Annotated in this window: 13 protein-coding genes; 3 read left to right on the top strand and 10 right to left on the bottom strand. The window is 38.8% G+C overall.

The genetic code is table 11. From position 1 onward, the window contains the following. Positions 1-89: 89 nt before the first annotated feature. Positions 90-1,262 carry an MDR family MFS transporter gene (locus tag H9635_RS06110; protein WP_191699262.1) on the bottom strand — a complete coding sequence of 391 codons (1,173 nt, stop codon included), beginning with the start codon at positions 1,260-1,262 and terminating at the stop codon, positions 90-92. 155 nt (positions 1,263-1,417) lie between these two features. Between H9635_RS06110 and H9635_RS06115 the strand changes: the two genes are divergently transcribed. The 3 genes from H9635_RS06115 (at position 1,418) to H9635_RS06125 (ending at position 4,786) form a co-directional block, all read left to right on the top strand. Further along, positions 1,418-2,665 (top strand): MFS transporter, encoded by a 1,248-nt coding sequence (locus H9635_RS06115; RefSeq protein WP_191699263.1) that lies wholly within the window; start codon positions 1,418-1,420, stop codon positions 2,663-2,665. 4 nt (positions 2,666-2,669) lie between these two features. After that, positions 2,670-3,953: an alkaline phosphatase family protein gene (locus tag H9635_RS06120; protein ID WP_191699264.1), complete on the top strand. Its 1,284-nt coding sequence runs from the start codon at positions 2,670-2,672 to the stop codon at positions 3,951-3,953. A gap of 77 nt (positions 3,954-4,030) precedes the next feature. After that, complete coding sequence (locus H9635_RS06125) at positions 4,031-4,786, top strand: class I SAM-dependent methyltransferase (protein ID WP_191699265.1); 756 nt, start codon at positions 4,031-4,033, stop codon at positions 4,784-4,786. A gap of 702 nt (positions 4,787-5,488) precedes the next feature. On the opposite strand, the gene H9635_RS06130 is transcribed toward H9635_RS06125, so the two are convergent. The 9 genes from H9635_RS06130 to pssA form a co-directional block, all read right to left on the bottom strand. Continuing rightward, positions 5,489-5,950, bottom strand: a complete 462-nt coding sequence (locus H9635_RS06130) for a hypothetical protein (RefSeq protein WP_191699266.1) — start codon at positions 5,948-5,950, stop codon at positions 5,489-5,491. After that, positions 5,947-7,284 carry a tetratricopeptide repeat protein gene (locus tag H9635_RS06135; protein ID WP_191699267.1) on the bottom strand — a complete coding sequence of 446 codons (1,338 nt, stop codon included), beginning with the start codon at positions 7,282-7,284 and terminating at the stop codon, positions 5,947-5,949. The genes H9635_RS06130 and H9635_RS06135 overlap by 4 nt, the downstream gene beginning before the upstream one ends. Next, positions 7,281-7,736, bottom strand: coding sequence for a DUF3916 domain-containing protein (locus H9635_RS06140; protein WP_191699268.1), 456 nt, complete (start codon positions 7,734-7,736; stop codon positions 7,281-7,283). The genes H9635_RS06135 and H9635_RS06140 overlap by 4 nt, the downstream gene beginning before the upstream one ends. An 11-nt stretch (positions 7,737-7,747) precedes the next feature. Next, positions 7,748-8,164, bottom strand: coding sequence for a DUF6188 family protein (locus H9635_RS06145; protein WP_191699269.1), 417 nt, complete (start codon positions 8,162-8,164; stop codon positions 7,748-7,750). Between the two features lie 680 nt (positions 8,165-8,844). After that, positions 8,845-8,973 (bottom strand): hypothetical protein, encoded by a 129-nt coding sequence (locus tag H9635_RS19360; RefSeq protein ID WP_263616888.1) that lies wholly within the window; start codon positions 8,971-8,973, stop codon positions 8,845-8,847. Between the two features lie 263 nt (positions 8,974-9,236). Beyond that, a complete protein-coding gene (locus tag H9635_RS06150) occupies positions 9,237-10,952 on the bottom strand; it encodes an ABC transporter ATP-binding protein (RefSeq protein ID WP_191699270.1) in 1,716 nt (571 codons plus the stop codon). Beyond that, positions 10,952-11,503: a GNAT family N-acetyltransferase gene (locus H9635_RS06155; RefSeq protein ID WP_191699271.1), complete on the bottom strand. Its 552-nt coding sequence runs from the start codon at positions 11,501-11,503 to the stop codon at positions 10,952-10,954. The genes H9635_RS06150 and H9635_RS06155 overlap by 1 nt, the downstream gene beginning before the upstream one ends. Before the next feature lie 92 nt (positions 11,504-11,595). Further along, a complete protein-coding gene (locus H9635_RS06160) occupies positions 11,596-11,994 on the bottom strand; it encodes a DedA family protein (protein ID WP_191699272.1) in 399 nt (132 codons plus the stop codon). After that, positions 11,981-12,520 (bottom strand): CDP-diacylglycerol--serine O-phosphatidyltransferase, encoded by a 540-nt coding sequence (gene pssA / locus H9635_RS06165; RefSeq protein WP_191699273.1) that lies wholly within the window; start codon positions 12,518-12,520, stop codon positions 11,981-11,983. Before pssA ends, H9635_RS06160 begins: the two co-directional genes overlap by 14 nt. Between the last annotated feature and the right edge of the window lie 47 nt (positions 12,521-12,567).

A 12,567-nucleotide genomic window follows, 5' to 3' on the forward strand; every position in this document is an offset into this window, starting at 1 on the left:
TCAATCAACATTGATTAACGAGGTTGGATACTATTAATTACGCAGCATGTAAAATTAACATCTTAAAGCTTAAATTAAAGAAGTTAAATTTAAGTCAGCCTCTGTGCACGGTTATATATAAAAATACTACATAACATGATTAAGGAAATAATTGCAAACATATAATTGATTGAAGCTGTTAATAACCAGCCTCCCAGTATTGGGCCGATAAAGCCGCCAATATTTTTAAACTGGGAAGCACCAAGATATGTTCCCTTTTGATCTTCCGGTGCAATTTCTTCTATCACTGCATTCATCATAGGAAAACAGAAAATTTCACCGACCGAAAACACAATCATACTCGCGATGAACATCCACGAACTATCGGAAACACCAAACAAAAATAACCCGACTGCAAAGATGACTACGCCTATTTTTAGCGAAGAATAAATCGAAATTCTCTCACTTACTACGGTTAAAGGCAGCTGAAATGCTAATACCGTTATGGAGTTCGCGACGATCACATAAGAAAACAGCTTCACCCCATCTTCCACATTCATGTTAATAAATTGCGGTAGTGTCGAGTTAAACTGGGAATAGCCAACTGTAATTAAAATGCCTCCTGCGATAAACAGCAATAGCTTTTGATCATGAAAAACCGCGCTCAAAATCGTTCTAATTTGATGCTTTGAACTAAGTCTTTTTTGCTTCATTTCATAGCGATTTAAAACAATGATTAAAAATAAACCATATAACGCATACATAAAGCCTGTAATCATAAACGGTGTTGCCGGACTTGCCAAGCTAGCGACCCATACTCCAAGCAGTGGACCCATAACAGCCGCAATATTAATTGCCGTATAGCGTACGGAAAAGAGGCGCCTTTTTTTAGCATCCTCCGTAAAATCAATCATTAATGCTTGTGTACCTGGTTCAAAAAATGAGCGACATAATCCATTAACTGCATTCAACAAAACGAAATAAACAGCAGAAGGAGCCAATGCAAAACCAACGAATGTGAGGCTCCATATAAAGACGGTAATAATAATAACTGCTTTTCGTCCAAAACGATCGGTTAAATACCCGCCGATTAAGCCGCCAAACGTTGAAAATAACGGGGCTATTCCAATTGTCACACCGATTAACAAAGGAGAGGCTTGAAGTTCATTATGTAAATATAAAGCTAAAAACGGGATAGCCATAAAACTGGCTGTTCGAACAAAAATTGTTCCGCTTAATATGATCCATACAAGTGGATGGAAATATTGAAAAATTCTTTGCATACATTGTCTCCTCTAGTTTTTCATTGGATGTAATTTCCATTATACATAACTTCCGTAAATAATATTTCACTAATGTGAATTTTCAATATTTTATCTCTTCATTTCCAGTAAAATGGTATAATTGCAGAAAATAATAGGTTAGGAGGGAAATTCAAGTGAAACTTACGAAAGAAGAGAAATCGTGGATATTGTATGATTGTGGGAATTCAGCTTATTCAATAGCCATTACAACTGCCCTGTTTCCAATTGTCTTTGGTATGTTTAATGGGGTAAATAATATGGACTTGGGGTACTTTAATTCACTTGCCAGTATATTTGTTGCTGTACTTAGCCCCATTTTAGGAGCATTTGCAGATTACAAAGATAAGAAAAAACGTTTCTTCACCTTTTTTGCATTAGTCGGTATTATTTCTACTCTTTCCTTTACATTTATTTCACCTGAAAGTGGACAATGGCAGCTATTAATTGTCATGTACATTTTATCCTGCATTGGTTTTGCCGGAGCAAATATTTTCTATGATTCTTTCTTAGTTGATGTTACGACAGATGAAAAGATGGATAAAGTATCCTCATCCGGTTTTGCATTCGGCTACATTTCAAGCGTCATCCCTTTTGGAATTAGTTTAGCCGTTATTTTCGTAATGGGAATGGATGAAGCGATTGGCTATCAAATCGGTTTTTGTATTACAGCATTATGGTGGGGATTACTGACAATCCCGATGATTCGTGATGTGAAGCAGCGTCATTATATCGAACCAGAACCAAATCCGGTTGGTAACAGCTTTAAACGATTAGGTCAGACGTTTTTAAACATTAAAGATTATAAAATCGTATTCTTATTTTTAATCGCCTATTTCTGCTATATCGATGGAGTCGATACGATTATTAAAATGGTAGTACCTTATGCAACGAGCGTTTTAGGACCAGATAGTTTAAATACATTTATGCTATTAGGAATTTTACTCGTCATTCAAATTGTTGCTTTTCCATTTGCCCTTCTCTATGGTTCTCTTGCTAAAAAATATTCCACACGCTCGATGATTATTGCCGGTATTACGACATATATGGTTGTATGTATTGCGGCATTTTTCATATCTGAAATGTGGCATATCTTTGTGCTTGGGATTATGATTGGCTCTGCGCAAGGCGGAATTCAGGCCCTTAGCCGATCGTACTATGGAAAAATTATACCGAAAGAACGATCGAACGAATTTTTCGGCTTTTATAATATTTTCGGCAAGTTCGCTGCGATTATCGGTCCCTTTTTAATGGCATTGACAACTACATTAACAGGTGAAGCAAGATATAGTATTTTATCAATTATTCCATTATTTATTATCGGTCTCATCGTATTCCTCATGCTTCCAAAAGATGTAGGTCAACAAACAAGAACAGTAAGGTGATTATATGACACAAAAAAGTAAATATGTCATCGTCGTTTCGTACGACGCTTTTTCCATCGATAACTGGGAAAGCGCAAAGTCGAAATCGAATTTGGCAAAGTTAATTGAAAATGGTGCTTCCACAAATTTAGTAAAAAGTGTGTATCCGACCCTCACCTATGTTATTCACAGTTCGTATGTGACGGGTATGTATCCAGATAAACACGGTGTATTTCATAATAATCCGTTCCAGCCTTTCGTGCCTGAAAGCGAACAAAACTGGCATTGGTTCAGGAAGGATATTCAAGCGCCAACTGTGTATGAGGCCGCTCATAAAAAGGGTCTTACAACAGCAGGATTATTATGGCCAGTAACAGGAAAAGCACAAATCAATTACAATATTCCTGAAATTAAAGCAGTCAAAAATGAAAACCAGGCATTAAAGATTTTGAAAAGCGGAAGTAAATTATTCACGCTCCAGATGGAATTAAAATACGGCAAAATCAGACAAGGAATTAACCAACCTAATTTGGATGACTTCACAACAGTTTGTGCAGTCGATACAATTAAAAAGAAAAAGCCCAATTTACTGCTTATGCATTTAATCGATTTGGATGATTCAAAGCACTTGCACGGTACACAAGGGGCACATATTGAACAAGTCATCGATCGTATGGATCGGCGTATCGGTGATTTAGTTCAGGCGACAAAAGATGCCGGCATTTATGATGAAACGACTTTTATAATTGTTGGGGATCATAGCCAGCTTGATGTTCAATATAAAGTGTATTTAAATCGGTTATTTTATGAAGAGGGTCTAATTTATGAGCAGCATGGAGCATGGCATTGGCGTGCCTATGTGCAAGGTGCTGGTGGCGCTGCCTATTTGCATGTGCAACCAGGAGATTCCGATGCGGAAAGAATTGCTCTTTCCATTTTACAAGATGCAAAGCAACATGAATCCTATGGCATAGAAGCCATTTTAAGTACACAAGAGCTGAACGAACTCCATGTAAATAATCAATTCCGTTTTATGATTGAAGCAAAGGAAGGCTACTCTTTTGGAGATGACCACTTACAGGAAGCGATTATTGATTTACATGCACAAGGTAAAAAATACGCAACACATGGTTATTTACCATCTAAAGCGAATTATACGAGTAATTTAATTATTTCAGGTAATCAGGTCATTGCCGGCACTGATATTGGTGAAGTAAGTGTTGTCGACATTGGTCCTACAATTGCACATATATTAAATCTTGATTTACCTAATACAGATGGCCGGGCGTTAACCGAAATATTTAAGTGATGACTTCTTTAAGCCGTTTGTCATTTTACTGATAGACGGCTTTTCAACTTAACCAAAATTGCGAGGTAACTAACTATATGTTAATAAATGAATTCAGTGATAATCTCTCTAAATACAAACTACCGGAAGAATATGACGAGACTTATAAAAATTACACAGCAGATTTAGATTTTATCAAGGCTCATTTAGGAGAAAACAAGAGCGCCATTATTGAACTTGCTTGTGGTACAGGACGCTTGGCCATCCCATTAGCAAAAAAAGGTCATATGGTTTATGGTGTTGATATTGATCAAGGTATGCTGGATTTCGCACGGAAAAAGGCCCTTAGCGAAGATGTTGATATTCATTTGAGTGTACAAGACTGCACACAATTGAACTTACCGATTACATCCAATTTTATTTATATGACCGGTAATTCATTTCAACATTTCTTAACGAATGAAAGCCAGGATGCTCTTTTTATATCAGTCAAAAAGCATTTAAACCCAGGTGGCGAATTTCTATTTGATACGCGAAATCCGATTCTCCATGAACTTGCGAAAGACGAAATTTATGAGGAATCTATAGAGAAAAATGGTGAAACATTCACCGTCGTAAATCAGGAAAAGTATGATCCATTAACACAAGTTTTACATTGTACTTCCACCTATAAATCTACACAAAACGAATATGTAGATAGTATTAATTTAAGATATACATATCCAATAGAAATGAAACGGCTTTTAGAGCAGCATGGATTTGAACTGATTCATCTTTATGGTTCCTGGACAAAAGCAAGCTTTAATGCAAATAGCATTTCGATGGTGATTCATGCAAAGTTAAAGGAAGTTTAATACGGGTGCCTAAACCATTATTCTCCTTGGGGGAAATGGATTTTTTTCGCTGGCATAAAAAATTTATTATCATTCCGGGACGCTATCCGCGGGCACGGCTTTACACGAACGTCTCAGGCGTCGGTGCTCCTGCGATTACTCGTCGCATAAATAATTGCTCCTGCGATTACTCGTCGCATAAATAATTGCTCCTGCGGTTACTCGTCGCATAAATAATTGCTCCTGCGGTTACTCGTCGCAAAATAAATTTTGCTGTTCCCGCAGGAAGCTTTGCTTGTAGCGAAAGGCGTTAGCCGTCAGCTATACTCGCCCTCCATTCCAATCAATTTTTAAAGTATCCGTTTTTTAATTGGTGCTGTTAAAAAAAATTTGAATTATATATTCCTCAAATAAAGTTTAATAATTAGGACTCACAAAGACTATTGCATCTGACTTTAATCTCCTCGGGTATTATTTAAGCGATGATTCTACAATTAATAGCATCCTCTACGTGTTTAGGAATCTCTATACGTCTGCTATTTTCTAAATATCAGAGCGCAAATTAATTTTTACAGCCACTCAATAATAGGTGGAGTAAACGTTTCGGGAATCATTGGAGAAGGCAAACTTCCAGTATGATTTGTTAAACCAAATGACGCACCATCTATATCAATCCAATCTTATTCTCTAACATTAGGGATTTCGCCAATAAAATGATAGTCATTACGCATCACGCGCATAGGTTTCTTCCATTGCATCAAACACGGTTCCGTCTCGAAAATCTGCTCGATCCATCTGTAATCGCTCGCATACGGCATATAAAAACCAAAGCCATTGTTCATCCTGCTCTATCATTGCTTGCTTTCCACCCGCTTCTAAAAATGGTGTGACGATTTGCTTTTCAAGTGTTTGAAAATATTGTACGGCGTCTTCTGCCCCTGGCCAGTTCAAATCTTGAAACAGTTCGACCATGTTTGGAAAAGCCGCGATATTGTAAGGGTAACCGATTTCCATCACGACTTTTACGCTATTTTGCCAGTAGCTTTTTCCGTACGTTGGAAAAACGCTGGCCAGTTGGTTGAGTGGCATATTTGCGACGAGCCAGTTTATTGCGTCCTGCTGTGTCTCTTCTGGTAAATGCCAATGCAATTCATTAACGTAATGCTTTATTTCCTCTCGATTCATGTTGTCATCTCCTCGTATTCTAGATGCCCATGCTGCGGGCATCCAAATAGCTGACATCCACCGTCTGGGTACATATCATATTCAAATGGCGGCACAACACCTTGTTCAAGTCGTAAAAGCAGCATTTCAAGCACTTTGAGCTGCTTATTACACTCAATTAGGCACTCATCACGGTCCTGCGCCGACCAGTGCTCATCTAGCTCTCTTTGTCGCTCCTCTACGATTTCTTCTTTTTTCTGCTGAATTGCTTGAAGAATGACCTTTTGGCAAGTTTTGAAATCTTCCAGTTGCCAGAGCGTATATGCATAGCGACTCACAATATAGGGCGTCACATAATATTGGTTCCACTCTTTTTCAAATTGCACACGTGCCTCAGCAAAGCAGCCTAACTCGATATACACATCAGCCATTTCAATTGCACCCGTATAATCACTCGATTCCTCATTCCAATTGTCTAAAAGTGCCTTGGCCTTCTCCGTTTGACCTGCATGAATCCAGCATACGACCTCATGTAGTTGGGTTAAACCCGAATCACCTTCGCAATTTGAAAATGTTTTGGCAGCTTGCTCGAATTCACCAAGATGAAAATATGTGATGGCTAAATTGTACGTCGCTTCCGCTGTTTGCTGAAAATGAAGTGCCTGCTGTAAATAGAGCTTCGCTTCCACGTATTGCTTGTTATGCAAAGCGATCTCTCCAAGCATCATGTACGGGAACGAAGACTGCGGTTGTAACGAAAGCACTTGCTCTAACAACTGCCTTGCTGCCTCTCTGTCTTCTTCCTCACGCAGTATATACCATGCTAAATTGTTTAAGCTCTGAACAGAAGGGCTTTCATTCGCTAAGTTTTTAATGAGCGCAAATGCCTCGTCATATTCGTTTTGCTCTAACAGAATGAGCGCTCGCGTATTTTCTGTAACGAGGCCTTTTATTATGTCGTCCAGTCGCTCAGCGTATCCGATTCGGTGCAAAGCTATGCTTAACTCGATTAAAAATCCAAGAACCGCTTTTTTAACTGTTCCCTCTGATAATTCACCTAGCTTTTGACGTCTAATCGGTGAATGGACGAGCACGCCTTGTTCCTGCACAAAAAAACGTAGCAACGCTTCGTCACAATCAATCGAATCATATGTAAAATCACTTAATTGCCCATTGACTGCCAAACGTAACCATTTCCCAAGCTGAATCGCTAACTCTACGATGTTGACATTCTTTTCAGAAAAATAGAGCTCACCATTTACGTAAATTTCTACATCACCCTCGATATAGCCGTTATCAAATGCCCATTGATTATTATTTAGATGCTCGCCTTCATGCTGGAATAGAAACTTCATCGCTTTTCGTCCCTTTCCGTATAGCAAATAATTACTTGCTCATCTTCTTCGATAAACTGCCGCCCGACCCAGTGGCTATAAGAAACTGGAAATGTGGCTTTCTCCTCACGCCAGCTCCCTGTTGCGATTTGCCTTGTGAAAAATTCATCATAGGCCTGCCCATACTCAAACACAATGATTTGTGAATACCACATTTGTTGTGGAAACAGTAGCACTACGATTTTATATGTGTCATGCGGCTTTTGTTGTAATAACGCTGTTGCACTGTTTAATAAAAATCGTGCTATACTTGCGCTTTCTTTCGGACGTAACGCTTCTATGAAAGCCTGACTAGCCGGTAACTTCATTACGTGCAATTCATTGTAATACGTCTGTGGAAATACACGTGTTGCCTCGATTAATCTTTGCTCAATCATACACAGCTTTCTTTTCTTACCCCTAACTTTTTTCATAAGTAGCTCCTTTATTCAAATAACGTCAATTGCTCCCCAGGTCCTGCTACGATTAACATGATATCATCGTCCACTTGCGCTTGTAATTGCCAGCCCTCAAATTGATCATTATCTCCAATCACTTCTAGCTGCATTCCTGATACAAATTGAAGGCAAAGATTGTTCGGTAGTAATAATTGAACTGACGAAACTTTCTGATGAGCGAGTGCAGTCAAATACAATAATTTATCGTTTGCCTCCCGTTTCACAACGTTTGTCTCACCATTTTGCGTCAACTTAAACGTTCCTTCAATTCGGAGTGTCACTTCATCATAGCAACTATTGCTTGTTGAAAACTGTATGACAGGTCCCCAAAAATGAAGACTATCGATTGTTTTATGTAGAAAGCATTTTTCCATTAAATGCTGTATATGTATATGTTCCGTCATCTTTAGTCTCCTTTTTAACAATCTCGAATTACTTAAAACAAAAATGCTTATAAATGGATGCATCCCCATAACATGCAGTGGCCGCCTAAAATAAGGGAAGATTTTACCGTTATTTGAAGGATGGGGCTCATTTAGGGGGAAATAAGGGACCGTTTTACCGTTATTTTAAATAAAATCCTGAAATTTCGTGTTTTGTAGGTCAATAACGGAATTTTCTTCCCTTAATTTGACCATTCTTTATGTCATTTTCAAAATAACAGAAATTCCTTCCGCTATTTATCTCATTAACAATTCAATCTCCAAAAGCTTTGTAGCCACATCGCCCGGAATGTTGTACAACGGACGCGAGCTTTAAAGACACTTGCTTCAACGCGTTTTCCCGTAGTGAAATTTATTATTTCAATTTTGTATCTCCAACTTATTCCATAAATAAATTGGATTTTGCTTACTTAAATGGTCCCACATAGGCAAAATTTCTCATCATCATATACCTTCACCACGCAAGTATAACATTATAAGAGGAAATTAAACGTGAACAGTCAAGAGCGGCGAAGCACTTGCCCACATATAACAACGCTTACCTATCGAAGAACCACAAGGAATTCAGAAATATCTATACATATCAAAATAGGACACACCTACAAGCCTTTCACTTGCATAGTAGTCCTATTTATCTTTCATTATTTTGAACGGATCGTTTTGACAAGTAGGGCAGTAGCAATTGCAACAATGACAAAACCGCTATACATAAATAGCTCTAAATCCAACACAGTTTGATACATAAGGAAAAATAAAATAATTTCTACCATCGTCATCACCCATCCTGCAATGGTTAATGGATACTTATTTTTCCTTAAAGCTATAATTAATTGTATGATAATGATATTTGGTGCGATCTGAATGCCTGCTGCTATTAAATAATTTTCTTTGCTTTTAATAAATCTTGTTTGCTAACGGAAGATCTCCATGTGTGAATAAGATGGGCAACAACTATCCATATTGTTGCTCATTTAAATGACCATACCATCATGTTAATTCAACTCTTCCACGCCATTTATTTTAAAAATAATGTTTATTCTTCTAACCGTCCATTCATCCAAAGCTGTTCATAATATGGATGTGTTTGCAAAAGTTTCTCATGCGTGCCTTGTCCAGAAAGTTTCCCTTCTTCGAATACAAGAATATGATCAGCACCTGTAATCGTAGATAAACGGTGCGCAATAACAATCGTCATCCGGTCCTTCGTTAAAGTATTTAATGCGAGCTGTACTTCACGCTCCGATTCGTTATCTAAGCTCGATGTCGCCTCATCAAGTAGTAGGATTCTCGGATTTCGTAAAATCGCACGAGCAATCGCCAAACGCTGTTTTTGGCCACCTGAAAGCTTAATGCCTCCTTCTCCCACTTCTGTATCGAGTCGTTTTTCGAGCTGCATGACAAAGTCGCACGCATACGCAGCTTTTAACGCCGCAAGCACTTCTTCCTCTGTTGCATTCGGTGTGCCGTACATAACATTTTCACGAATCGTTCCGTTTAACAGCGGCGCATTTTGACTGACATAGCCAAATAAAGCACGCCATTCATTTAAATCAAACGTCTCGATTCGTTCGTTACCATATAAAATTTGCCCCTCTGTCACTTCATAGAAACGTTCAATGAGCGAGAACATCGTCGTTTTCCCACCACCACTTCGACTGACGAAAGCAGTTGTCGCATTCGGCTCGATGGTAAATGTCATGCCGATTAACACAGGCTTCTCATTGTACCTGAACGATACATTGTCAAATCGAATTGGCAGTGAGGCTGAGGGTACAGGCTTCCCTTCTCGCACTTCACGTGTTTCATCTAATGCCTCCACAATACGCTCCGTTGCACCTAGTGTTTTTTGTAAATCCGTAAAGAACGTCGCCATTTGTGTAAATGGCATAATGATTTGCACTAAATAAATCATGATGGCCACTAACTCGCCTGACGAGATAGCTCCGCTTGCGACTTGTGAACCGCCATAACCAAAGATGGCGATTAACACGATCATCATAATGAGTGTCATAAGTGGCGTAAGAACCGCTACAATTTTCGCTTCTTTCATTCCAAACCTATACAATTGTTGAATTTGGGCTTTTCCACCCTCTAGTTCCTGTCGTTCAGTTTGTGACGCTTTCACAAGACGAATGTTTGATAAAATACGCCCTAATCGTCCACCAAAACTTGCAAGTTCATCTTGATTTGCTTTTGATAACTCATACATTTTATCCCCTAACGGATACATTACAAAAATCGTGAGAGGTACAGCAAGGAGTAATAGCAACGTCATTTTCCAGTCAATCCATAGTAAAACAATGACTGCTCCAAGGATGGTGAATAGACCCGACACAAACGACACAAGCTGTTCCGTTACGAACTCTTTCACAACATTTGTATCTTGTGTGATACGGCTCATCGTTTCGCCCGATTCATGCACATCATAATACGGTAGGCGTAAGTGTAGCATATGATCCCATACTTCCGTACGTAAGTTTGCTACAGCGCCCTCACCAACTCGGCGCATCATATAAAACGTAACAGCACTCAAAACGGCCTGTACAACCAATACACCCATGACTGGTAAAAGTGACGTAAACGCAAAGCCACTGTCTGAAATTTGATTAATTAGCTTCATCGTCAGTAGTGGTACTGCTAATCCCGCAGCTACCTCTAAAATACTAATGAAAAACAAAAATACGAATTGACTTTTCGCCATTTGGCTACGATTCATCAATGTATAAAGTTGCTTCACCTTCCTTTGCATTACACGTCACGACTCACTTTCGTCATAACCTTTTCAAAACGGAAAAATTCAAACTCATCAAAAATAGGGTCTTCCGCTTCCTCATTTGATCCTGCATAGCCTTTATGGTTAAATTCAACGATTTTAAAACCACATTTATTCACATAAAAATGAATATTGCGCTTTTCAAAATACGGTGTGTATAACTCCCACACTTTTGTTTCAGGGAAAGCTGCTTCAATCGCAAACCACGCCTTTGTGCCAATGCCTTTGCCGTGTGCAGAAGATAGTGTATAGAAGAAATCCACTTCATTACGACCTGATTTTTCATCTATTTGTAAGACAACCCCACCTATTCTTTTGCCATCTTGCATAAGCTGACGTACAACAGATTGTTTTCCAAATAATGACTGTTTATAGTCTTCTTCTGATGGTACAATCCCCATTTTTAACGGGTCCTCTGCATCTGGAAAACAATCGTGTAAACCTTTCATAAACGCATCTTGTATTTCTTTCTTTATAATCATTAGTTCTTCCTGTAGAGCAGGTGCTAAAGTAATCTCTGCTGTCATTATTAATCCTCTCAATCTTAAAAATCTGTCCTATCGTTAAAAATAGTAAACTCCAAAGCAATGCAATCGCTCCTGCATAAAGCGCATAAGTTTTAAGTGCCATATGTGAAACTCCGCAAAAATAGCCTGCGATATGTCGCATGCCTGGAATAAAAAAAACTCACAATAATTGCAGGCGCCCCATACTTTTCAATCCAATGCTCAGCTTTATGGCACAATTTTGTAGAATTTTCCCACCACTTTCCGAGCCAATCCATTAACGGACGACCTAGCCTTTTCCCTAAAACATAACTAAGTAGCATGCCAATGAATGAGCCACTAAAAATAGCGATTAGCGAAAAGCTATAATGCAATAAACCAATTTTTGTGAAATACCCCACTAGTAATACCATTACTTCATCTGGAATCGGCAGGCTAAATAAACCGAGCGCAAGGATAATAAATACCGCTGCATAACCATAGTTGCCAATAAGTTGATCAATGTAAGCCATGTACCTCTTCCTCATCTACTTTGATTTTTTTAAAGTGAGGAAATTTCGCATGACTCACCATTAGCCAGCTCAGTAAACATGTACTCAAAACGACAAACCACGGTGACATGAAGGCTACACTCAGTAGTAAACCAATCGCCGCCCCAGGTACAGGAAGTCCAATAAATGTCGGTAAGTCACTTTGTATCGCATTAAAACGTGCAAGGCGAAGAATCGCCCCGATACTGAAAAGTAATGCAACACCTAACCCGATTGTTCCTAGTTCGCTTAACACGAGATGATAGGCTAAAATAGCTGGTGCAACACCAAATGTCACAATATCAGCGAGTGAATCCAATTCTTTCCCGAACGTCGAAACGGCATTTAATTTTCGAGCTGTCCACCCATCAAACAAATCAAATAATAATCCAAAACATATGAATAATATTGCTATACTAAACCGTTGGGCGAATACGGCATAAATCGCTAAAAAACCACTCGCAAAATTACAAAGTGTTAGCATCGTTGGCACAAGCTTGTGTGGCATGAAATCGTCTCCTATCTAACCGTAAAGCAAGTCGAATATGAAGTTCG

Source organism: Solibacillus faecavium, assembly GCF_014836905.1.
GTDB lineage: Bacteria > Bacillota > Bacilli > Bacillales_A > Planococcaceae > Solibacillus > Solibacillus faecavium.

What these genes read in the sequence shown, in the direction of transcription:
- H9635_RS06155 (WP_191699271.1), bottom strand. Translation starts at nt 11,503, where the DNA reads ATGACAGCAGAGATTACTTTAGCACCTGCTCTACAGGAAGAACTAATG.
- H9635_RS06130 (WP_191699266.1), bottom strand. Translation starts at nt 5,950, where the DNA reads ATGAATCGAGAGGAAATAAAGCATTACGTTAATGAATTGCATTGGCAT.
- H9635_RS06150 (WP_191699270.1), bottom strand. Translation starts at nt 10,952, where the DNA reads ATGCAAAGGAAGGTGAAGCAACTTTATACATTGATGAATCGTAGCCAA.
- H9635_RS19360 (WP_263616888.1), bottom strand. Translation starts at nt 8,973, where the DNA reads ATGGTAGAAATTATTTTATTTTTCCTTATGTATCAAACTGTGTTGGAT.
- H9635_RS06145 (WP_191699269.1), bottom strand. Translation starts at nt 8,164, where the DNA reads ATGACGGAACATATACATATACAGCATTTAATGGAAAAATGCTTTCTA.
- H9635_RS06135 (WP_191699267.1), bottom strand. Translation starts at nt 7,284, where the DNA reads ATGAAGTTTCTATTCCAGCATGAAGGCGAGCATCTAAATAATAATCAA.
- H9635_RS06110 (WP_191699262.1), bottom strand. Translation starts at nt 1,262, where the DNA reads ATGCAAAGAATTTTTCAATATTTCCATCCACTTGTATGGATCATATTA.
- H9635_RS06160 (WP_191699272.1), bottom strand. Translation starts at nt 11,994, where the DNA reads ATGGCTTACATTGATCAACTTATTGGCAACTATGGTTATGCAGCGGTA.
- H9635_RS06120 (WP_191699264.1), top strand. Translation starts at nt 2,670, where the DNA reads ATGACACAAAAAAGTAAATATGTCATCGTCGTTTCGTACGACGCTTTT.
- H9635_RS06140 (WP_191699268.1), bottom strand. Translation starts at nt 7,736, where the DNA reads ATGAAAAAAGTTAGGGGTAAGAAAAGAAAGCTGTGTATGATTGAGCAA.
- pssA (WP_191699273.1), bottom strand. Translation starts at nt 12,520, where the DNA reads ATGCCACACAAGCTTGTGCCAACGATGCTAACACTTTGTAATTTTGCG.
- H9635_RS06125 (WP_191699265.1), top strand. Translation starts at nt 4,031, where the DNA reads ATGTTAATAAATGAATTCAGTGATAATCTCTCTAAATACAAACTACCG.